This is a genomic window from Lysinibacillus sp. COL-1 (genome assembly GCF_059814265.1).
In genome coordinates this window covers 3,468,936-3,491,504 of the sequence record NZ_JCAWSJ010000004.1, presented here as the reverse complement: position 1 = coordinate 3,491,504, position 22,569 = coordinate 3,468,936, and the positions used below count along the sequence as shown (strand labels likewise).

General features: G+C 39.3%; 23 protein-coding genes. 12 read left to right on the top strand and 11 right to left on the bottom strand.

Translation table 11 applies throughout. From position 1 onward, the window contains the following. Window positions 1–17: 17 nt before the first annotated feature. From AC6BKE_RS25530 to cysI, 7 genes are all read left to right on the top strand, one after another. A complete protein-coding gene (locus tag AC6BKE_RS25530) occupies window positions 18–1,526 on the top strand; it encodes a leucyl aminopeptidase (protein ID WP_036119791.1) in 1,509 nt (502 codons plus the stop codon). A gap of 134 nt (window positions 1,527–1,660) precedes the next feature. Continuing rightward, window positions 1,661–1,864 carry a hypothetical protein gene (locus AC6BKE_RS25525; protein ID WP_036119794.1) on the top strand — a complete coding sequence of 68 codons (204 nt, stop codon included), beginning with the start codon at window positions 1,661–1,663 and terminating at the stop codon, window positions 1,862–1,864. 298 nt (window positions 1,865–2,162) lie between these two features. Continuing rightward, window positions 2,163–2,936, top strand: a complete 774-nt coding sequence (gene cobA, locus AC6BKE_RS25520; RefSeq protein WP_342535056.1) for a uroporphyrinogen-III C-methyltransferase — start codon at window positions 2,163–2,165, stop codon at window positions 2,934–2,936. Between the two features lie 12 nt (window positions 2,937–2,948). Continuing rightward, entirely contained in the window at window positions 2,949–3,689 is a 741-nt protein-coding gene (locus tag AC6BKE_RS25515) for a sirohydrochlorin chelatase (protein WP_340835055.1), read from the top strand. Continuing rightward, window positions 3,689–3,838: a YezD family protein gene (locus tag AC6BKE_RS25510; RefSeq protein ID WP_080717104.1), complete on the top strand. Its 150-nt coding sequence runs from the start codon at window positions 3,689–3,691 to the stop codon at window positions 3,836–3,838. The genes AC6BKE_RS25515 and AC6BKE_RS25510 overlap by 1 nt, the downstream gene beginning before the upstream one ends. Window positions 3,839–3,879: 41 nt before the next feature. Beyond that, complete coding sequence (locus AC6BKE_RS25505) at window positions 3,880–5,673, top strand: assimilatory sulfite reductase (NADPH) flavoprotein subunit (protein WP_342503503.1); 1,794 nt, start codon at window positions 3,880–3,882, stop codon at window positions 5,671–5,673. A 124-nt stretch (window positions 5,674–5,797) separates the two neighbouring features. Further along, window positions 5,798–7,513 carry an assimilatory sulfite reductase (NADPH) hemoprotein subunit gene (cysI, locus tag AC6BKE_RS25500; RefSeq protein ID WP_499858225.1) on the top strand — a complete coding sequence of 572 codons (1,716 nt, stop codon included), beginning with the start codon at window positions 5,798–5,800 and terminating at the stop codon, window positions 7,511–7,513. Between the two features lie 574 nt (window positions 7,514–8,087). Here cysI and AC6BKE_RS25495 read toward each other — a convergent pair. The 4 genes from AC6BKE_RS25495 to AC6BKE_RS25480 are packed head-to-tail and all read right to left on the bottom strand — an operon-like array spanning window position 8,088 to window position 11,957. Then, window positions 8,088–9,158 carry a sulfate/molybdate ABC transporter ATP-binding protein gene (locus tag AC6BKE_RS25495; RefSeq protein ID WP_499858224.1) on the bottom strand — a complete coding sequence of 357 codons (1,071 nt, stop codon included), beginning with the start codon at window positions 9,156–9,158 and terminating at the stop codon, window positions 8,088–8,090. Window positions 9,159–9,173: 15 nt separating this feature from the next. Beyond that, window positions 9,174–10,049: a sulfate ABC transporter permease subunit CysW gene (gene cysW, locus AC6BKE_RS25490; protein WP_036119808.1), complete on the bottom strand. Its 876-nt coding sequence runs from the start codon at window positions 10,047–10,049 to the stop codon at window positions 9,174–9,176. Between the two features lie 10 nt (window positions 10,050–10,059). After that, window positions 10,060–10,893: a sulfate ABC transporter permease subunit CysT gene (gene cysT / locus AC6BKE_RS25485; RefSeq protein WP_330493973.1), complete on the bottom strand. Its 834-nt coding sequence runs from the start codon at window positions 10,891–10,893 to the stop codon at window positions 10,060–10,062. Window positions 10,894–10,904: 11 nt separating this feature from the next. After that, the gene (locus tag AC6BKE_RS25480; protein WP_499858223.1) at window positions 10,905–11,957 is read right to left on the bottom strand and encodes a sulfate ABC transporter substrate-binding protein; all 1,053 of its coding nucleotides are present in this window, start codon (window positions 11,955–11,957) and stop codon (window positions 10,905–10,907) included. Between the two features lie 464 nt (window positions 11,958–12,421). Between AC6BKE_RS25480 and AC6BKE_RS25475 the strand changes: the two genes are divergently transcribed. The 4 genes from AC6BKE_RS25475 to cysC all read left to right on the top strand — a co-directional run bounded on the left by AC6BKE_RS25475 (window position 12,422) and on the right by cysC (window position 16,001). Beyond that, complete coding sequence (locus tag AC6BKE_RS25475) at window positions 12,422–13,123, top strand: phosphoadenylyl-sulfate reductase (RefSeq protein WP_271910781.1); 702 nt, start codon at window positions 12,422–12,424, stop codon at window positions 13,121–13,123. Between the two features lie 12 nt (window positions 13,124–13,135). Beyond that, complete coding sequence (cysP, locus tag AC6BKE_RS25470; protein WP_330493971.1) at window positions 13,136–14,200, top strand: sulfate permease; 1,065 nt, start codon at window positions 13,136–13,138, stop codon at window positions 14,198–14,200. 71 nt (window positions 14,201–14,271) lie between these two features. Then, window positions 14,272–15,411, top strand: a complete 1,140-nt coding sequence (gene sat / locus AC6BKE_RS25465; RefSeq protein WP_499858222.1) for a sulfate adenylyltransferase — start codon at window positions 14,272–14,274, stop codon at window positions 15,409–15,411. Continuing rightward, the gene (gene cysC / locus AC6BKE_RS25460; RefSeq protein WP_036119825.1) at window positions 15,408–16,001 is read left to right on the top strand and encodes an adenylyl-sulfate kinase; all 594 of its coding nucleotides are present in this window, start codon (window positions 15,408–15,410) and stop codon (window positions 15,999–16,001) included. Before sat ends, cysC begins: the two co-directional genes overlap by 4 nt. Window positions 16,002–16,050: 49 nt before the next feature. Here the strand turns inward: cysC and mnhG are convergent, their stop codons facing one another. The 7 genes from mnhG to AC6BKE_RS25425 are packed head-to-tail and all read right to left on the bottom strand — an operon-like array spanning window position 16,051 to window position 21,806. Further along, a complete protein-coding gene (gene mnhG, locus AC6BKE_RS25455; protein ID WP_036119829.1) occupies window positions 16,051–16,419 on the bottom strand; it encodes a monovalent cation/H(+) antiporter subunit G in 369 nt (122 codons plus the stop codon). Then, a complete protein-coding gene (locus AC6BKE_RS25450) occupies window positions 16,403–16,684 on the bottom strand; it encodes a Na(+)/H(+) antiporter subunit F1 (RefSeq protein WP_004228375.1) in 282 nt (93 codons plus the stop codon). The genes mnhG and AC6BKE_RS25450 overlap by 17 nt, the downstream gene beginning before the upstream one ends. Next, window positions 16,681–17,160: a Na+/H+ antiporter subunit E gene (locus AC6BKE_RS25445; protein ID WP_036119832.1), complete on the bottom strand. Its 480-nt coding sequence runs from the start codon at window positions 17,158–17,160 to the stop codon at window positions 16,681–16,683. The genes AC6BKE_RS25450 and AC6BKE_RS25445 overlap by 4 nt, the downstream gene beginning before the upstream one ends. Window positions 17,161–17,164: 4 nt before the next feature. Further along, the gene (locus AC6BKE_RS25440; RefSeq protein ID WP_499858221.1) at window positions 17,165–18,652 is read right to left on the bottom strand and encodes a Na+/H+ antiporter subunit D; all 1,488 of its coding nucleotides are present in this window, start codon (window positions 18,650–18,652) and stop codon (window positions 17,165–17,167) included. Then, window positions 18,645–18,986, bottom strand: coding sequence for a Na(+)/H(+) antiporter subunit C (locus AC6BKE_RS25435; RefSeq protein WP_004228379.1), 342 nt, complete (start codon window positions 18,984–18,986; stop codon window positions 18,645–18,647). The genes AC6BKE_RS25440 and AC6BKE_RS25435 overlap by 8 nt, the downstream gene beginning before the upstream one ends. Beyond that, window positions 18,986–19,408 (bottom strand): Na(+)/H(+) antiporter subunit B, encoded by a 423-nt coding sequence (locus tag AC6BKE_RS25430; protein ID WP_036119837.1) that lies wholly within the window; start codon window positions 19,406–19,408, stop codon window positions 18,986–18,988. Before AC6BKE_RS25430 ends, AC6BKE_RS25435 begins: the two co-directional genes overlap by 1 nt. After that, entirely contained in the window at window positions 19,395–21,806 is a 2,412-nt protein-coding gene (locus AC6BKE_RS25425) for a Na+/H+ antiporter subunit A (RefSeq protein WP_499858220.1), read from the bottom strand. The genes AC6BKE_RS25430 and AC6BKE_RS25425 overlap by 14 nt, the downstream gene beginning before the upstream one ends. A 154-nt stretch (window positions 21,807–21,960) precedes the next feature. Here AC6BKE_RS25425 and AC6BKE_RS25420 point away from each other — a divergent pair, with 154 nt between their 5' ends. Further along, the gene (locus AC6BKE_RS25420; protein WP_089934034.1) at window positions 21,961–22,524 is read left to right on the top strand and encodes a DUF5366 family protein; all 564 of its coding nucleotides are present in this window, start codon (window positions 21,961–21,963) and stop codon (window positions 22,522–22,524) included. The last annotated feature ends 45 nt before the right edge of the window (window positions 22,525–22,569 follow it).

Sequence of the window (22,569 nt, the reverse complement as noted above, 5' to 3'; positions counted from 1 at the left end):
GGAATGGAGGAATTTACATGCATATTGTAAAAGAAGCAAAAACATTTGAAACGATTTCTACAGAACTATTAGTGGTGGGAGTCACAAAACATCGTGAACAAATGCAGGATTGGACAAGCTTTTCATCTTTTTACGGTGAATCACTTGATACGTGGATTAGTGCTGGGGACGTATCAACAGAATTAAAGAAACTAACGAAATTGCCATTTGTGAAAGACCATGCGAACCTTAAACGTATTTTATTTGTAGGCCTGGACGAGCGTAAAAACTTAACAGAAGGTGATATTCGCGCAGCATTTGGTTTAGTAGGAAAAGAATTAAAAGCTTTAAAGGCAAAAGAGTATTCCATTTGGCTTGAATCATTTACAACAGATTCAATTGCAACTACAGATGTAGCGTTTTTAGCAGGAGAAGGAATTGGACTTGGCTATTATGCTATTCCTCATTACAAAACAACTTCAAACGAAGTAGATAAACGTATTAATGCTGTTCATCTTGTGACAATGTCAGAGGATATAGATGAGGTTGTGGCTAGCTTTGAAGTAGGTGTAATTTATGCGGATGCTGTCAATGAAGCTCGTAGTTTAATTAATCTACCACCAAATCTACTAACAGCAACTGATTTAGCCAATTATGCACAATCACTTGCAGTAGAGTATGATTTTGAAGTAGAGATTTTAGGTAAAGCTCAATTAGAGGAACTAGGTATGGGCGGTATTTTAAGTGTTAACCAAGGCTCATATGAAGAACCACGATTAATTACTTTAAAATATAAAGCGACTGAAGATTTTGAAGATCCAATTGGCCTTGTCGGTAAAGGGGTAACGTATGATACAGGTGGATATTCTTTAAAGCCAAAAGACTCAATGGTCGGTATGAAAGGCGATATGGGCGGCGCAGCAGCTGTGCTTGGAGCGATGAAAATTATCGGTGAATTACGTCCAAATAAAAATGTTGTAGCTGTTATCGGTTCTACAGATAACATGGTATCTGATACAGCATTTAAACCAGATGATGTGATTACTACGTATAGTGGGAAAACGGTTGAAGTCTTAAACACGGATGCAGAAGGACGTTTAGTTCTGGCAGATGCAACTACATATGCTAAACAGCAAGGTGCTACATCACTGATTGATGTTGCTACTTTAACTGGAGGCGTCATTACTGCGCTAGGTATGGATAAAACAGGTGCTCTTGCGAATGATGATGCATTTTTCGCAGCATTTATGGAAGCTGCAAATGAGACAGATGAATTTGTTTGGCGTATGCCTTTAACAGAGAATGATAAAAAACGAATTCGTAAATCAGATGTAGCTGATTTAAACAACTCTCCAGGTCGTGATGGTCATATGATTTTCGGTGGAGGCTTTGTAGGCGAATTTGTTGGCGATACGCCATGGATTCATTTAGATATTGCTGGCACATCTGATGCAGTGGCTATACATGATTTAGGGCCTAAAGGCGGTACTGGGGTTATGGTACGTACGCTTGCGAATTTTGTTCAACGTTTAGGGGAAGAAAAGTAAGAGAGAATGGCAATCAGCGGGAATTTGTTCTCGCTGATTTTTTGTGATTTAAGCACTAATCCCGATAGAATAGGCATTCTACATATGATAGATGTATCTTCCTTCATACGATAGAGTAAAAAGGGAGGTAGCATATGCGCAATTTCGGAGGTTACCCAGGAGGAGGATTTGGAGGCTTTATTTGGCCATTTGGTGCACCGTTTTTCGGTGGTTTTTTAGGAAGTTTCCTTGGCTCTCAATTTAATCAATATCCTTATAATCCATATTATCCAAACTATCGACCATATCAGCCAGGTCCATATTTTCGACCAGGTCCACGGTATCGCAGACCTTGGTAAGCACATAAAACGATCAACCAGTTGCCCTATAATCGGCAACTGGTTTTTGTTGTGCCTTACGAAGTAGCAAATTGGGTGTTGACAGAATATACTAAATTATTTATTATTCTTATTATATTACTAAGAATTAAATAGGTGGCTGACTAGCAAACTAGAGGCTTTTATTGTTCATAGGCATTGTTGTGCCTAAGGATAATATTGGCCTCTTTTATTATCTTGATTCAATAAGTGTTTTTTGAACCACCAGGTACAGAAGACTCCCTCCACTATAAATAGAGGATAGAAGGAGTGAAACGGAATGGGGAAAGTTTATATCGTAGGTGCAGGTCCTGGAGATGTTGACCTCATTACGGTCAAAGGATTACGTTGTATTGAATGTGCTGACATTATTTTATATGACAGACTCATTAATAAAGAGCTATTGGATTATGCCAAGCAAGACGCTAAATTGATTTTTTGTGGGAAATTACCACAACAGCATGCAATGATTCAAGAGCAGATCAACCAGACTCTTGTCAGTTATGCACAGCAAGGGTATGTCGTAACAAGATTAAAAGGAGGAGATCCGTTTGTCTTTGGTAGAGGGGCTGAGGAAGCTGAGGTACTAGCTAAGCATCAGATTCCATTTGAAATTGTACCTGGCATTACTTCAGGTATAGCAGCGCCAGCGTATGCAGGCATTCCTGTTACACATCGGGCATTAGGTTCAAGTTTTGCCATGGTTACGGGGCATATGCAGGATGGGAAAGAAGATGCGATACGTTGGGAAAGTCTTGCGAAGGGAATTGACACGATTGCCATTTATATGGGGGTTGGTAATCTGCCATACATTCGTCAGCAATTACTCAAATATGGCCGTGATGAAAATACGCCTGTGGCTGTTATTCATTGGGGCACATTAGCCACAAAGCAACAAACCGTTACGGGTACTTTAGCTACAATTGAAGAAATTGTGTGTACGGAAACTATTCAAAACCCTAGCATCATATTAGTAGGGAAAGTTGTGACACTAAGAGAAACAATTCAATGGTTTGAGCATAACACGCCACAGCCAGCCCAAATAACGAGGTAAGGATGTGGAATGATGCAAGCAATTTTATATATTGCACACGGCAGCCGAGTCAAGGCAGGCGTAGAGCAGGCCGTAACGTTTCTTCAAGGAGTGCAACAGGAAGTTCATGTATCCATTCAAGAAGTCTGCTTTTTGGAGCTTGCAACACCGACCATTGCTGAAGGAATTGAGAGTTGTATTCGAAAAGGTGCAACAGCGATTGCAGTGATGCCCATTTTACTACTAGCTGCCCAACACGCCAAACAAGATATTCCGAAAGAAGTGGCAAAAGCTCAAAAGCAATATCCATCTGTAAAGTTTACTTATGGTGAGCCTCTTGGAATCCATGAACGATTAATTGACTCATTACAAGCTAGGATAATAGAAAAACAGCAACCTAAGTTTGATGCAAGTGTTTTACTCATAGGGCGTGGGAGTAGTGATCCAGCCGTCAAAAGAGATCTAGCAAAAATTGCAGCAAAGTTACGTACTAAATATCACTATAAAGTTGTTGATACATGCTTTTTATATGGGATGGGACCGACTTTTGAAGACTGGCTCCAACAAGAAAAAGGGAAGCAACGGCAAGTCTTTATTGTACCGTATTTATTATTTACAGGTATTTTAAGGAAAAGTATTGCCAAGCGAATACAGAGTTTTGACAGCCAAGATATCGTGCTTTGTGAAAGCTTAGGCTACGATGACAATGTGAAAAAGGTGTTAGTGGAACGTATTGATGAATTATTACATTTTAAAGAGGAAGGTGTTTCGTAATGGTAGATAAAAGAGCTGAAAACGTAAATCTAGCATTAGAGAATGTCCGCCAAATGTTAAATACTGTGAACCACGGATCAATTACATTAATTGTACAAAATGCTTACGTGGTTCAAATTGAAAAAAAGGAAAAAATCAGGCTTCGATAATCTAAAAAATGAAATGATGATGATTCGTGAGGTGGCAAAGATTGAAATTGCAAGTAATAAACAGTCCATTTAATGAAGAGCAGGTGAAGTTATTAAATGAGCTTCTTCCTAAATTAACAACCGAACAAAAAATTTGGCTTAACGGTTATTTAAGTGCACCACTAGCAACATTGGAGGCAAATGAGGAACAGCCAACACCAGCAGCCCAACCCATTACCCAAACAATGACCATTTTATATGGCTCTCAAACAGGCAATAGTCAAGGGTTAGCTGAAAAATATGCAGCCGCTTTAAAAGCTCAACATGTAGAGGTTACTATCTCATCATTAGGAAAATTTAAAGCAACTAATTTAAAAAAGATAACAAATCTTTTACTGATTGTTAGTACACATGGGGAAGGTGATCCACCAGATCAAGCGATACAATTCTATGAGTTTTTGCACAGTAAGCGCGCACCTAAGCTAGAGCATCTACAGTATTCGGTCCTTGCTTTAGGGGATAGCTCCTATGAATTTTTCTGTAAAACGGGGAAGGATTTCGATGAGCAATTCGCCAAATTAGGTGCAACAAGAATGGTTCCCCGAACTGATTGTGATGTGGATTATGACGACGCAGCTGCACAATGGTTCTCAGCAGTTCAACAAAAATTTCTGCAGCAAGCAACTGCTGTAGGGTCTACTTCAACATCAAACGAAGACACGCAACTACTAGAAGAATCTACATATTCAAGAAAAAATCCATTTTACGCTGAAGTACTTGAAAATCTGAATTTAAATGGTCGTGGCTCGAATAAAGAGACACGTCATCTTGAATTATCAATTGAGGGAGCTCATTTTCATTTTGAACCTGGAGATAGCATTGGCATTCTGCCAGAGAATGATGAGCAATTAGTCCATACATTGCTGGCAGCCCTTCAATTCAATCCAGAAACGGAAGTGACTGTTTTTGAGGAAACGGTAGCATTGAGGGATGCGTTACAGAAAAAATTAGAGATTACGGTGTTATCTAGGCCTTTACTCGAAAAAATAGGTGCTTATACAGAGCATCAACAATTTTTAAAGCTATTTGAGGAACCGAATGCTTGGAAGGGCTATGCAAAAGGTAGAGATTTACTTGATGTGGTAAAGGATTTTGCACCATTTACATGGAGTGCTCAGCAATTTGTAGAGATGCTACGTAAAATTCCAGCACGACTTTATTCCATCGCTAGTAGCCAAAAGGCCAATAACGAAGAAGTTCATTTAACCATTGGAAAGGTTAGCTACGAGACAGCTGGCAGAAAACGTTTGGGTGTTTGTTCTGGCAGTGTAGCAGAACACGTTCAAATTGGTGATACATTACCAATCTATGTTCATAAAAACCCGAACTTCAGATTACCAGAGAATGAAGATACGCCAATTATTATGATTGGAGCAGGTACAGGAGTTGCCCCGTATCGAGCTTTCCTAGAGGAGCGAGAAGAGTTAGGGATTGAGGGGAAAGCGTGGCTTATTTTTGGCGACCAGCATTTTGTTACGGACTTTCTTTATCAAACGGATTGGCAACGTTGGCTTGCATCGGGCACATTAAGCCAAATGCATGTAGCCTTTTCACGAGATACCGACCAAAAAGTATATGTTCAGCATAAATTACAAGAAAATGCGGCGAGCTTTTATGAATGGCTTGAGCAGGGTGCTGTCATTTATGTGTGTGGTGATAAACAGTCGATGGCAGCTGATGTGGATGCAACCATTCATCACATCATTGAGCAGCAAGGGCAGAAAACACCAGAGGAAGCAAAAATCATTGTGAATGAATTAAAACAGCAGAAACGCTACCAACGTGACGTTTACTAACTGTATTTAGCATGAGTTCTTTAGCAAATGATTCCTATAGTGAGGCTCGTACCTTAGCTAAAAAGCACAGCCCCAGATGGAAGCCAAAACGCCGAGGTGTAAAGGATTAAAGGAGCGATCAAGAATGACAGAAAAGATAGTTTTACCTCCACAGCCTGGAGAACCAAGTGATGTAGAGCGCATTAAGACTGACAGTAATTACCTACGTGGTACGCTCGAACGTACCATGAATGATCCATTAAGCTCTGGTATTCCAGAGGATGATAATCGTCTTATGAAATTCCATGGTAGTTATTTACAGGATGATCGAGATCTGCGCAATGAACGTCAACGCCAAAAGTTGGAGCCTGCTTATCAATTTATGGTGCGTGTACGAACACCAGGTGGCGCAGCTACACCAGCACAGTGGCTAGTCATGGATGAAATGGCTAGAACGTATGGTAATGGCTCTTTAAAGTTAACAACACGTCAAGCATTTCAAGTACATGGTATTTTAAAATGGAATGTCAAAAAATATATGCAGGAAATCAATGAGGTACTATTGGATTCTCTGGCAGCTTGTGGAGATGTAAACCGCAATGTGATGTGTAATGTGAATCCAAACCAATCGGCATTGCATGAAGAGGTTTACAACTGGTCTGCCAAACTAAGTGAGCATTTATTACCTCGAACACGGGCTTACCATGAATTGTGGTTGGATGGGGAAAAGGTGGTAGATAGTCAGGATGAAGAAATTGAACCGATTTACGGAGCACAATATTTGCCTCGTAAATTTAAAATAGGGATTGCGATTCCACCAAGTAATGACGTGGATGTTTTTTCACAAGATATTGGACTTATTGCCATCGTTGAAAAAAATCAGCTTATTGGCTTTAATATAGCTGTTGGTGGAGGAATGGGCATGACCCATGGTGACCATGAAACCTATCCACAGCTTGCTCGTTTAATTGGCTTTATTACGCCAGATAAATTATTGGAAACAGCAGAGAAAATTATTACGATACAGCGTGATTATGGGAATCGTTCTGTGCGCAAAAATGCACGTTTTAAATACACGATCGATGCAAGAGGGCTTGCCTGGTTCCAAGAAGAATTAACACGTCGGCTAGGCTGGGAAATTCAGCAGGCTCGTCCCTATACATTTGAGCGTACTGGTGATGAATTTGGCTGGATTAAAGGGGCAGATGGTCATTGGCATTACACGTTATTTATTCAAAATGGTCGTATAAAAGACTTTGAAGATTATCAGCTGTTAACAGGATTACGCGAAATAGCTAAAGTACACACAGGTGATTTTCGCCTAACACCGAACCAAAATTTAATGATTAGCAATGTGACTCCAGAAAAAAAGAAAAAAATTAATACGATTATTGAACAATACAAACTAACGGATGGAGCGCATTATTCTGCCTTACGTCGCAATTCCATTGCCTGTGTTTCTTTACCAACCTGTGGTTTAGCAATGGCGGAAGCAGAACGCTATTTACCTTCTCTCATTACGAAGCTTGATGCCATTATCGATGAGGCAGGATTAAATGAAACAGAAATTGTTATACGCATGTCTGGCTGTCCGAATGGCTGTTCACGTGCAGCGATGGCTGAAATCGGCTTTATCGGTAAAGGACCAGGGAAATATAATATGTATTTAGGGGCAAGTTTTACAGGCAACCGATTGAATAAAATCTATCGTGAAAATATTGGCGAAGAAGAAATATTAGCAGAGCTTCGACCAATTCTTCTGCATTTTGCGAAGGAGCGTTTAGAGGGGGAGCATTTTGGTGACTTTGTTATTCGTGCTGGATATGTGACAGCTGTTAATGATGGGAGAGAATTTCACTAATGATTAAAGCCATGTAGCAAATTGCTTTGCTACATGGCTTGTTGTTGAAAAAAGGTGATGTCAATAGCAAAAAAAGAACCTAGCAAGGCGAGAGGTTGATTTCCGTTCCGCCAGCGTCCTTTCCAGGGGGCGTCCGATGAGCCGCTTCACTCACTTACGTTCGCTCCAGGGTCTCAGCTATGACGCTAAATCCCCTAGGAGTGACGCTGGCTCCACTTCAATCAACCATGTGATAAAAGTGTTTTTTCCTTATCTTTCATACGAGCCGTAGTGAACAAAATAGCCCATTATTTGTAGAGAAAGGATAGCCTCTTATTTTCAATGTAGAGAAGTGATGAGTGACAACATCCCTCCATAAAGAGTAGTGAATACCTTCACTTTAGTTGAAAGCCTTTGCTAACAAGAAACACTTTTATGGATTGGAGCGGTAGCGGAGGAAGCGGCTCGGTGCTCGCCCACAGGAAAGCAAGTAGCCTGCAATGGAAATCTATTTTCACATTTCACAAAAATACTATTAATGGTTTTGTTTTTTCAACACTAAGCCATGTAGCAAATTGTTTTGCTACATGGCTTTTTAAATGGAGTAATCTTCGGGGGTAAATACTTTTAATTGTTTTGGCTTTACAAATACTTGGTCGCCAACTTTAAGCTGTAGGTGGAAAAATTGTTCTTTTGATAACTCCGCCTCTAAAAATTCATCAAGATCCTCACGGCGTAGCTCAATTTGGACAATAGGTCCTAGCAAATGAATATGACTGATTTTAACAGGAACTGTCCCTGGAATACTTGTTTTTTCGATATGAATGTCATGAGGGCGCACATAGCCAATTACGTTATCATTCGTATGTGTGAGGGCATCTGGTACATCCAGTGCAACTTCGCCTTGCATGAGCTTACCATTATGTAAGCGACCTTTAAAAAGATTGACATTGCCCAAGAAGTCATAAACAAATGGACTATTTGGATTCGTATACACCTCATCTGGGCTGCCAATTTGTTCGATTTTGCCATTATTCATTACGACAATGCGATCCGCTACATCTAGTGCTTCCTCCTGGTCGTGTGTCACAAATATACTGGTAATATGAAATTCATCATGCAACTTTCGTAGCCAGCGACGTAATTCCTTGCGAACTTTTGCATCAAGTGCTCCGAACGGTTCATCCAATAAAAGAACCTTAGGCTCTACAGCAAGGGCTCTTGCCAGTGCTACACGTTGCCGTTGCCCCCCTGAAAGCTGTGTTGGATATCGATTAGCGTAATTTTCGAGTTTGACTAGCTGCAATAATTCCATCACTTTATTTGTTATTTCTTGTTTTGAGGGTCTGCTTTTTCGCGGGCGAACCTTTAGCCCATATGCGACATTATCAAAGACTGTCATATGACGAAAAAGGGCATAATGCTGAAAGACAAAGCCCACATTGCGCTCCTTTGGATGTCGATTGGTTATGGACTGACCATCAAATAAGATGTCACCAACATCAGTGGTTTCCAGCCCCGCAATCACACGTAATAAAGAGGTTTTTCCCGAACCAGAAGGGCCGAGCAGTGCTACTAGCTCCCCTGACTGAATATGAACTGATATATCCTCTAAGGCTTGAAAAGCACCATATTTTTTGGATACGTTTTGAATTTGTATACTCAACGTGACCATCTCCTTTTAACTAGATTTTGATTTCCATGCGATTATATCTTTCACAACTAATGTAAAGATGGCCATAACACTCATTAAGGAGGCAACAGCAAAGGCTGCTGAAAATTGATATTCATTATAGAGAATTTCAATATGAAGTGGCATCGTATTGGTCATGCCACGGATATGACCTGATACAACAGAGACCGCCCCAAATTCCCCGATGGCTCGTGCATTACATAAAATCAAACCATAGAACAATCCCCATTTAATATTGGGCAATGTAACATACCAAAATGTTTTAAAGCCGTTGGCACCAAGTGAAATGGACGCTTCCTCCTCAGATGTGCCCTGTGTTTGCATGAGTGGTATTAACTCACGTGCAACAAAGGGTAAAGTGACGAAAATAGTGGCGAGGACAATGCCAGGCAAGGCAAAAACAATTTTAATATCATGTGCGAACAGCCAATCACCGAAAAGTCCCTGTGAACCAAACAATAAAATAAATACTAGTCCTGCGATAACAGGGGAGACGGCAAATGGTAAATCAACGATGGTAAGTAATAGATTTTTCCCTTTAAAATTAAACTTTGTAAGGGCCCATGCAGCCATTACGCCAAAAAGAGCATTAAGTGGTACAGCAATAGCTACAACCGTTAACGTAAGCTTAATAGCAGCTAACGCATCTGGATGTGTAATAGCAGCAAAATAAACGTCGGCTCCCTTTTGAAAGGCTGTAATAAAAATAGATAGTAAAGGTAGTACGATAAAGAAAGCTAAAAAAGCTAAGGCAATGAACGTTAACGAATAGCGAACAATACGGGGCTCCTGTAATGCAGCAGACTTTGGGGCTGCTTTATTTTTCTCACTACTAGCCTGCTGAATAAATGTTGATTGTTCCATGTGGTACCTCCTACTGTACAAAACGACGATTGGCTAGCCATTGGATCAAGTTGATGGTGAACAACAGAATAAAGGATGTCACAAGCATGACAACTGCTATTGCGGTAGCACCTGCATAATCATATTGTTCTAGCTTCGTCATAATAATTAACGGTGTAATTTCTGTTTTCATCGGCATATTTCCTGCAATGAAAACAACGGAGCCATATTCACCAAGTGCACGGGCAAAGGCTAATGAAAAGCCAGTTAAAATGGCAGGTAATAGCTCTGGCAGAATGACTTTACTGAAGGTTTGTAAACGATTGGCACCAAGACTTGCCGAAGCTTCCTCGACCTCAACGCTAATATTTTGTAATACGGGTTGGACTGTACGTACTACAAAAGGTAGCCCGATAAATGTTAACGCGATCATAATACCAAGAGGTGTAAAGGCAATTTTAAAATCAAAAAATTGACCGATCCAGCCATTTGGCGCATAGAGTGATGTTAAAGCAATACCAGCAACAGCAGTAGGCAAGGCAAAGGGTAAATCTACTAGCCCATCAATGATTCGTTTAAATGGAAATTGATAGCGAACGAGAACCCATGCGATAATGGTGCCGAAAAGTACATTTAGTAAGCCCGCAATCAATGCTGTGCTGAAGCTCACTTTATAAGAGGCAACAGCACGAGGCTCTGTAATGATAGCGATAAACTCAGTCCAGCTTAAGGACATGGTATGAATGAAAATCATTGAAAGTGGTAGTAACACTAGTAAACTAACATAGAGCATTGTATAACCAAGAGACAGATGAAAGCCTGGGATTATTCGCCGTGATTTTTTAGGAAGGATTAACTGACTCATCAAAACGCTCCTTATTGTGGTACATATATTTCATCAAAGGTACCACCATCTTTAAAATGGGTAGCTTGTGCTTGTGACCAACCGCCAAAATCATCAATGGACACAAGTTCAAGCTGAGGAAATTGCTCTTTATATTTTGCTAGAATGGTTTCATTACGTGGTCGATAATAGTTTTTTGCCGCAATTTCTTGCCCGATATCACTATATAAATGTTGTAAGTAAGCTTCCGCAACTTCACGTGTCCCTTTTTTATCAACGATTTTGTCAACAACTGCAACTGGTGGCTCTGCCAAAATACTTAATGATGGTGTGATGATTTCAAATTCGTCCTTCCCTAATTCATTTAAAGATAAGTAGGCTTCATTTTCCCATGCAATTAAGACGTCTCCAATCTTTCGTTCTACGAATGTCGTTGTAGCACCACGAGCGCCAGAATCTAATACTTCAACATTGCTATAGAGTGATTTCATAAATTTTTTTATTTTTGTTTCATCATTGTTATATAACTTTCCAGCATAAGCCCAAGCCGCTAAGTAGTTCCAACGTGCACCACCAGATGTTTTGGGGTTGGGTGTAATGACCGACACATCTTCTTTAATTAGACCATCCCAGTCTTGAATGTTTTTTGGATTCCCTTTGCGTACTAAAAACACAATGGTCGATGTATAGGGGGTCGAGTTATAATCAAATTCTGTCTGCCAATCTTTATTCAATAGCTCGCGTGTTTGAGCAATTTCGTCTATATCGTAAGCTAGTGCAAGGGTGACAACGTCAGCTTCGAGACCATCGATCACAGCTCGACCTTGTTTGCCAGATCCACCATGTGATTGATTGATTTTGACATCTTGACCTGTTTCGTCTTTCCATTTTTTTATAAAATCCTTGTTAAATTCATCGTAAAGCTCGCGTGTTGGGTCATAGGAAACATTGAGTAGTTCTACAGACTTCTTTGCTTCCTGACCACTTGCTTTTTCATCAGAATTAGCACTTCCACAGCCAGTTAAACTTAACGTTACTGCAGCTAATAGTGCTAACGTTTGGAGAACATAGCTCCTTTTTTTCATATCATTTCGCTCCTTTTCCATCTAAAGAATGCAAAAAGCCATCCCCCATAATGTTATGACTTCATGGGTAGATGGCCTTCAGATTCTCTGATCAGCAACTTATTATTTATGTCAAAGCTTTAATAATACATTAAACATATATTTCCTATTAGTCAACAAGGAATTAAATAAAAAATTAATTATTTTGAAAATGAATGTAACGGTCACTAGATACCACTCATTCTATGCAGGAAGGAACTGAAAAAATGGGTGGATGAAAAAGATATGTCAAAAAACCTAGTTGACTACTTGGTGTATTTTAGTATATATTTGGTAATAAGAAGAATGATTGTGGTACGAGGTAGCAAATACTAGTGAACAATCATTAAATAAAGAGCTGGCTAGTCAAACTAGAGGCGTTTTAACAAAGACCTGTTTTACTGTGTCTATTGTTAAAATGCCTTTTTTGCTATGAGGGGGATTTGATGTTAACGTACGAAAATTGGCAAGAACCGATTATTGATTTTCAAGTCGATGATCTGTATAAGGGTGCACTGGAAGTTTTACAGTGGGGCTATCGAGAATATGGAGAGGAAATCGTCTATGCATGTAGCTTTGGCATTGAAGGTATTGTCTTAATTGATCTCATTTCAAAGGTAAAGCCAAACGCTACGATTGTTTTTTTAGATACAGATGTCCATTTTAAAGAAACCTATGAAACGATTAATAGAGTCAAAGAAAAATATCCACAACTAAATATTGTCATGAAGAAGCCTATCCTTACATTAGAACAACAAGCTGCTCAATATGGTGATGAGCTTTGGAAGTCCAATCCAAATAAATGCTGTGACATTCGCAAGATAAAACCTTTGCATGAAGCCTTGTCAGGTAACAAGGCTTGGATATCTGGCTTGCGGCGTGAACAATCGCCAACACGTCAACAGACAAACTTTCTAAATCGGGACGATAAATTTAAATCGATTAAAGTTTGTCCACTGATTCATTGGACATGGAAGGATGTCTGGCGCTATGTTTCTAAGCACAATCTGCCATACAACCCATTGCATGATCAAGGTTATCCAAGTATCGGCTGTGAGCATTGTACAAAGCCAGCATTTACGATGGATGATTTACGTTCAGGACGATGGCAAGGTTCTGGTAAAACGGAGTGTGGTTTACATGAATAAAGGAGTTTTGCCATGCTTGAATATTTTGCAATAGCTATTAGTTTATTTTTTGCGATGAATATAGGGGCAAGCGGAGCAGCAGCCTCAATGGGCGTTGCTTACGGTGCAGGTGCCATCAAAAAAGCTTGGCAAGCATTACTTTTATGTGCAATAGGTGTCTATAGTGGAGCTGTATTAGGCGGAGGAGAGGTTGTCAAAACGATTAGCTCAGGCATTATGCCGCAGGACTATATTACGGTAAAGGTTGTCATCATTATCCTAATTTCGGCGACAAGCTCCTTATTTTTCGCCAATCTTTTAGGTATCCCCTTATCAACGAGCGAAGTAACGGTTGGCGCTGTTGTTGGAGTAGGAATAGCCTATAAAGTATTATTCGTGCGTTCATTGCTAGTTATCATATCATTTTGGATCATTGTACCGCTTGTCGCCTTTGTCATTGCACTTGTCTTTGGAAAATTATTATATAAATTACAAAACAGAGGGCTGCTAAAAGATCGTCCGATTTTAACGGTTCTGCTCGTATTAGCTGGATTTTTCGAAGCCTTTTCAGCGGGCATGAACAATGTCGCCAATGCTGTTGGACCACTTGTTGGTGCAGGGATGATGGATGTTACGATGGGCATTGTCCTAGGTGGGGCATTTGTGGCACTAGGTGCTATGCTACTTGGCAAACGGGTGCTTGAAACCAATGGTAAAAAAATTGTGCGCTTTCAAAAGGCAGAAGGAATCTTAATTTCTAGTACAGGTGCCCTTCTTGTTGGCGTAAGCTCGCTTTTTGGGCTTCCAGTTCCTTTAACACAAGTAACATCTTCATCCATCATCGGGATGGGCATGGCGAAGAATGGAAAACAAATTTTCCATCAGCATATTGTCAAAAAAATCATTCGGATTTGGATTGTATCGCCTATCTTTTCGTTAGCTATTTCGTACTTTTTAGTGCAGCTATTTTTAGAAAAGGACCTCTATGCCATTATTTTGATTGGCACTATTATTGTTGGGACACTAGGTGTCATTAGCCTAATGCGGACGATGCGAGAAGAAGAGCAGTCCATTTATGACGCAGGTGAAGGCATATAAATTGAATCATGCTAGAACTACTATTTTGACTATAAAACTTAGTATTTAACTAGAAGTAGGAGGAGATTTTCATGAGTTTACAACCACATGGTGGGCTTCTTGTGCAAGCGTTTAACCCAGAAAAAGAGATAGCAACCATTCACAAGGAAATTAAGCTGGATGCTATTTCTTTAAGTGATTTAGAGTTAATTGCGATAGGTGGCTATAGCCCAATTGAAGGCTTTTTAACACAAGAAGATTATGAGTCAGTTGTGGAACAAAGTCGCTTAGCATCAGGCGTAGTATGGAGTATTCCGATTACATTACCTGTTACACAAGAAAAAGCAGCTACTATACAGCCTGGTGATGAGGTGAAACTGGTCTATCAAGATGAAGTTTATGGCGTTATTGAAGTAGTTGATATTTATGAGCCGAATAAACGAAAAGAGGCTTTGCTTGTATATGGGACAGAGGATTTAGCACATCCAGGAGTTCAAAAGCTTCATGACCGACCTGCTATTTATGTCGGTGGAAAAATTACCTTAATCAAACGTATCGCACAACAATTTCCTGCGTATTCGTTTGATCCCGTAGAAACACGTCAATTATTTGCCGACAAGGGATGGAAAACAATTGTTGGCTTCCAAACTCGTAATCCAGTTCATAGGGCGCATGAATATATTCAAAAGGCAGCGCTTGAAACGATTGATGGGTTATTTTTAAATCCACTTATTGGTGAAACAAAATCGGATGATGTGTCAGCTACAATACGTATGGAGAGCTATGAGGTTTTATTGAAAAGCTACTATCCTGAAAGCCGTGTACAATTAGGCGTTTTTCCTGCCGCAATGCGTTATGCTGGGCCAAAGGAGGCCATTTTCCATGCGCTTGTAAGGAAAAATTATGGCTGTACCCATTTTATTGTTGGTCGTGACCATGCAGGTGTAGGTGATTATTATGGTACGTACGATGCACAAAAGATTTTTGAACAGTTTACGGAAGATGAATTAGGAATAGTGCCATTAAAATTCGAACATAGTTTTTATTGCCAGCGATGTGAGGGGATGGCTACTACCAAAACGTGTCCGCATGATGGCTCTGCCCATGTTATTCTATCAGGAACGAAAGTACGTGAAATGCTTCGTAATGGAGAAGTACCACCTAGTACATTTAGCCGCAAAGAAGTTGTAGATGTATTAATCAAAGGCATGCGTAAGGAGGTAGTTAGATGAGTTCAAATATTGTTTGGCATGAAGCCTCCATTACGAAAGAGGAACGTCGTTCAAAAAACAAACATCAAAGCTTTATTTTATGGTTTACGGGATTATCTGCTTCAGGGAAATCATCCGTGGCCAATGCTTTTGCCCGTCGATTATTTGAACGGGGCAATCAAGCCTTCGTTTTAGATGGTGATAATGTACGCCATGGCTTGAATAAGGATTTAGGATTTGATGAGTCCGGACGAAAGGAAAATATTCGCCGAATAGGGGAAGTTTCTAAGCTATTTATTGAAAGTGGTCAAATAGTGCTAACCGCTTTTATTTCACCTTATCGAGAAGATCGTCAAGTAGTACGTGGACTTGTAGACGACGGTGAATTTTTAGAGGTCTATGTAAAGTGTTCAGTAGAAACATGTGAAAAAAGAGATCCGAAAGGTTTATATAAAAAGGCAAGGAATGCTGAAATTACGAATTTTACAGGTATTAGTGCCCCATATGAAGAACCAGAGAATCCAGAAATTATTTTGAACACAGAACAGCATTCCATCGAGGAGTGTGTTGAACAACTGACGAAGATTTTAACTTTGAAGGGATACATTTAAAGAAATTAAAAGAACTGCTCGACAGTACGAACGAGCAGTTCTTTTATGTTTATTTTACATTTTGTTCTTTTTTCATTCTGTCAATTTCAGGACCTAACTCATCACGTACTGTACCTTTCCAAGGCTTTACACCAGCGATATAGGAAGAACGAGTCATAATGTGTCCCCCTACAGGACCAGTGATGAAGAGGAACAGTATCCCTAGTAAAATTCGGGGATTGAAATGATCTTCTATTAGCCAAAAGTGAAAGAATACACCAATCAATACACACATGACACCCAGTGTTGCACTTTTAGAAGCGGCATGGGCACGCGTATACAAATCAGGTAAGCGGACAAGTCCGATAGCTGTGACGACGATAAACAGTACGCCAACAGAAATGAAAAAGATAACTAAGCTATTAGCGAGAATTGTCACGTTTAATGATATCTCCTTTCTCTATGAATTTAGAGAAAGCCATTGTCCCGATAAACGATAAAATCGCAAGCAATAAAATAATTTCTAGAAAGAAGCTTGTTTCCACTAAAATCGAAAATAGTCCAATAAGAGAAATAAGTGAAACACCAAGTGAATCCAAAGCGACAACACGATCAGATGCAGAAGGGCCTTTTACCATTCGGTAAATAACTGCAATCATCGATAAGCAAATCACTACGATCACAGCAATAATAAATGTTGTCATGATTTACTCACCTCCAAAATCGCTTTCTCAAATGAATCTCGAATGGAAGCAACAGCTTCATCCACATCATTAATATCAATCGCATGTACATACAATGTTTTCGCATCATCTGATACATGCACTACCACTGTTCCGGGTGTTAACGTAATAAGACTTGATAATAAAGTGATTTCCCAGTCTTCGGTTAAAACAGTAGGATAGGCAAAAAAGGCAGGTTGCATGTCCAATTTAGGCTTTAACACGACCTTTAAAACTTGCACATTGGCTAATATTAACTCTTTAAAAAACAGCAAAGTCAGTTTAATAAGGGCCCATAAGCGGTAGACATAAAGACGTGATTTGAAAAATCTTCGCATGATGATAAGTAAAATGATCCCCATGATGAACCCTATGATAAAGCCAGCTGCTGTGTAATTAGAGGAGAGGAACATCCAGACGAAGGCAAGTACAAAATTTAAAATCATTTGAAATGCCATTGTGTTAATCCCCCTTCATGACAGCATCTATATAGATAGATGGATCCGTTAATAATTTTGCTGCATCGTCCATGAATGGCGTAATCCATTCTGAACCAACACCATATGCTACAGTAATGAGTACTAAAAGGGCAGTAGGCATAAACAGCATCTTATAGACAGATTTATCGACAGACCCGTGTGTTTCTTTCTCCTCACCCCAAAAAGCATAAAGGAAAATACGAATCACGGATAATAGGACAAGCAGTGAAGATGCTAAGATAAAAATACTACTCCACATACTACCAGCCTCAAAGCCTCCCTGTACAATAAGCAACTTTCCAACAAATCCACTAAGTGGTGGAATGCCGGCTAAACCAAAAGCTGCAATCAAATAACACCAGCCTAGGGCAGGATATTTCTTCATGAGACCACCCATCTTACGCAAATCAGATGTACCAGTAATGTAGATGACAATGCCGATTAACATAAAGAGTGCTGCCTTTATAAGCATATCGTGAATTAAATAAAACATAGCACCCTTTAAGGAAACCTCATTCATTTGAGAAACACCAAATAAAATGACACCTACTGCAATAACAATATTGTAGATAATAATGAGTTTGACATCAAAATAAGCGAGTGCCCCAATACATCCAGCTACGATAGTAGCAATGGCTAGTACCATTAATAAATCGTGCGTATAGGATAAATCATGTACAAAAAATAGCGTATAGGTACGTGTAATGGCATAGACACCCACCTTTGTAAGCAAAGCACCAAATAGAGTTAGGACAGGAATTGGCGCTGCTGCATAAGAAGTAGGAAGCCAAAAGTATAATGGGAAAATGGCTGCTTTTAGTCCAAATACCATTAAAAATAGGACGGCAATAACCGTAATAATTCCCGGCTGATTAATTTCAGCAATTTTGACAGCAATATCCGCCATGTTTAATGTACCGACTACGGAATATAAAAAGGCAACGGTAATAACGAATAAGGCCGAAGAAATAACATTAATTAAAATATATTTAATAGACCCTTTCAGTTGTCCCTTCTCACCACCTAGAACGATGAGTAAGTAGGAAGCCATTAACAATACCTCAAAGAAAACAAACAAGTTGAAAATATCGCCAGTCGTAAAGGCCCCATTGACCCCCGTTAAAATAAACATAATACCAGGGTAATAAAAGAAGCGTTCACGTTCCTTCGTAATGGAACCGAAACCATACCAAACAACAAAAAATGCAATAAGCAATGTCGTTGTAACGAGTAATACAGATACCATATCAGATACCATTGTAATACCGTAAGGAACAGGCCAATTTCCGAATGTTACCTTTTGAATACCATCCTGTTTCACTTTTAAAAGAAGTGAAATAGCAGAGATGGAGGCGAGCCCAATACCAAGTAATGAAAATGACCGTTGATAGGTTAGATTTTTTTGCCCAAACATTAAAATCATACCGAAGAAAAACGGGATGATAATGGGCAATAATAGGAAGTTATTCATCCTCATCACTTCCTCTCATTAAGCTAATATCATCTGTGTTAAGCTCCTGATAGGAACGATAAGCAAGTACAAGGAAGAATGCTGTAACCCCAAAGCTAATAACAATAGCTGTTAAAATAAGTGCCTGGGGTAAAGGGTCCGCAAAAGTTTTGGCTCCTTCGTTTAAAACGGGTGGTGCTTCGCCACCAAGGCCCCCCATTGTTAAGATGAGCAGGTGGGCACCATGACTTAAAAGACCTGTTCCAATAATAATGCGTAATAAGCTTTTCGATAAAATTAAATAGACAGCTGCCATAAAGAGAAAGCCGATGACAAAGGCCATAATTATTTCCATTATTCATCCTCCCCAATCGTTTGAATAATGGTCATCGTAACGCCGACAACAACCAAATAGACACCGCTATCAAAAAGCATAGCCGTGTGTAATGACTGTTTGCCCAGAAGCGGTAAATCGAAATAATCAAAGTAATGCGTAAAAAACGGTTTGCCCACAAACATTGGGAATGCCGCAGTAGCAAGGGCTAATAGTAAGCCAATAGCTGTTACATACGTATAATTGATAGGTAAGATATGGCGCACTGTATTGATATCAAAAGCTAACACTAAGAGAACAAGTGCACTTGATGTTAACAGTCCTCCAACAAAGCCGCCCCCAGGCGTGTAGTGACCAGCTAAAAATATATGAATGGAGAAGAAGAAAATAATGAAAAACACAATTTTAGCTGTAAATTGTATTATCACATCATTTGTTTTCATGTGTTTTCTCCTTTCTATTCATACGTAACTTAATCATGGCTAAAATCGCCATGCCCGCAATGCCTAGTACTGTAATTTCAAATAATGTATCGAAACCACGATAATCTACTAAAATTACGTTTACAATATTTCCTCCACCAGCTAATGAGTACACGGTTTCCTCGTAGTACTTAGCAATAGAAGGAATCAGTTTTTGTGAATGCGCAGATAGTGCCACAAGTGTTACCATAACACCAACTGCAATTGAAACAATGGCACGATTTAATTGGAATCTCATTCTTTCCTCGCGCTTACCAAGCTTCGGGAGGTGATAAAATGCTAATAAAAATAGTGCTACTGAAATCGTTTCAATAACGAGCTGTGTTAACGCTAAATCCGGCGCGTTAAAAATAACAAAGAATAATGCAACAGTGTAGCCAACAGCACCCAGTCCAATAATGGCTGTTAAACGTGACTTGGCCAAGATAGTAATGGCTGTACCAATTAATAAAACCACAATCAATATAATTTCATATGGTCTAATTGGTGAGGCCCCTTGGAATGAAAGACTAAAAGCATCCTTCACGAAAAGAGAGCCAATGACGATAATAGCGATTCCACTAAACATATACAGTAAATAGTGACGCATCGAGCCAGTCATATAGCGTCGTGATAAACGATTTAAGCCAACACCCAACCCCTGCATGATTTTGTCATAGGCATTGTTTAATGTGAATGCTTGTGGGAATCGTTGGTATATTCCTTGCCATTTTGGTAAGGCAACAAATAATAATACCCCAATGATAATTATTCCGATTGTCATCAGTAGCTCAGGGTTAATGCCATGCCAAGCTGATACATGTATATCAACAGCTTGTGGCGTATCATATAAAAATGGCTGAATGGCTTGAACAGCAGGCTTGACAAAGGTATTGCCTATCAAATTCGGGATGAAGAAAATAATTACGACTAATGCTGCTAAAAGTATCGGCGAAATAAGCATCCCTATTGGTGCCTCATGTGGTTTATGAGGTAATTGTTCCGGCTTGTAATTGCCATTAAATGTTCGGAAAACAAAATAAAAGCTATAGATAAATGTGAAAATACTAGCGATCCAAGCAATAATAGGGAAGAGTGCTCCCCATGTTTCAAAGCCGAAAAATTCAAACTTTTGAAGGGCAAGCATAGCTGTTAAAAACATTTCTTTACTTAAGAAGCCATTAAACGGTGGAAGACCGGCCATTGATAAGCTGCCAATTGCTGCCACAGTAAAGCTAATCGGCATGATACTCATTAAACCACCAAGTTTTCGAATATCACGAGTTCCTGTTTCATGATCCACAATCCCTGCAATCATGAATAGACTGCCTTTAAATGTTGCATGGTTGATAAGGTGGAAAATAGCTGCATATGCCGCAAATTTAATCGTATCGACTGTGTCGTTAGCATGAAAGGCAACGGCGCTCGCCCCAAGCAGTGACATAATCAGTCCCAGTTGACTGACTGTAGAAAATGCAAGAATGCCTTTTAAGTCTGTTTGCTTCACTGCAAAGAAGGAACCCCAGAATAATGTTAAGAGACCTACTCCTGTTACAAGCCATACCCAAAGCTCTGAGGCAGCAAAAATAGGTGTAAAGCGTGCCACTAAATAGATACCTGCTTTGACCATTGTTGCGGAGTGAAGATAGGCACTTACTGGTGTCGGTGCTTCCATTGCATCTGGTAGCCAAATATAGAATGGGAATTGTGCGGACTTTGTAAATGCGCCTAAAAGTAATAAAACGAGCGACCAAGTGAATAAAGGTTGGTCTACTAAATTAGGTGCTATCACAATCAGTTCACGGATGGAATAGGTTCCTCCCATTAAATAAAGAAGAACGAAACCACCTAGCATCATTAAGCCGCCACCGACTGTTATCATCATGGACTTCAGTGCACCGAAGCGTGAGGCATCACGGTTATACCAATAGCCAATGAGTAAAAATGACGAAATAGATGTTAGTTCCCAAAAGAAATAAAGTGTTATTAAATGATCTGACTGTACTACTCCCAGCATGGCTGACATAAATAGCAATAAGTAAACATAAAAATTATGTAATTTTTCTTTATGCTTATCTAAGTAAAAGATAGAGTAAAGTACAACCAATGAACCAATTCCGGTAATGAGTAGTGAGAATAATAAGCTAAGTCCATCCAAATACGAAACGATGGAAATATCAAGTGATGGAATCCAAGGTAGCTCTGCAATAAATACTTCTCCTTCAGCTACTTGTGCAATATATGTTGCATAGATTACTGCGAGTGTAGCAGGTACAGCAAGAACAAACCAGCCTGTGTGAATATTTTTCATGCGTTTATATAAAAAAGGCACTAATATTGCAGCAAGCATTGGAATGAAAATATAAAGTACTTGTAACAAAAAAACCCTCCTTTATGCAGGTAAGTATACCAATTATAACGTACTTTAATTGCGAATGCATATGGACGAATGGGATTTAGCTTGCGGTAGTGGAAGATTTTTCGTTATATTATAAATAGGAAGTTATCAATAAAAATAGAGGAAAAAATTTTTTATGAGGAATCCTTATATCTATGGTTATCTACCATTAATTACAATTTTATTGTTTAGTTTGACATTTGGCATGTATGCTGTTGGCGAATCCTTACAGATTTTTCAAGCAATCGGTGTTTATTCAGGTATGCGAGAATTTTTATCTGATTTTGAGTTACGTGTATTTTTGCTCATTGTTTTTGCTATTGTTTTTTTTATGTTATTTTCTGCACTGAAACTAGTAGGGGAAACGATTCATGAGCTAGGAATGCTGTTTTTCTCAAAAGATAATGATGGAGCTACTGTTAGTCAGGCTCGAGGTGGCTACATTATCTTGTTTATCGGCGCCATGTGTTCCGCATTTGCCATCCAATTTATTTATGTTTTGATTGGTATCTTTATCATAACAGTGTTTACCTATTTTATTTATCTGATTTATAAAATGAGTCATTTTATGTCGATGGGCGGCACAATTGGTCTATTAATCTTTGAGCTTTTTATGTGGACCATTCTTTTAACACTCATTATTTATGTTGTGTTGAAGCTATATAATGGCATTTTGGCAAGTTTGCCGTTTGCCAATTAGTTACATTACATACTAGTGAAAAGAGGTAGCAGTCATGTAAGACTG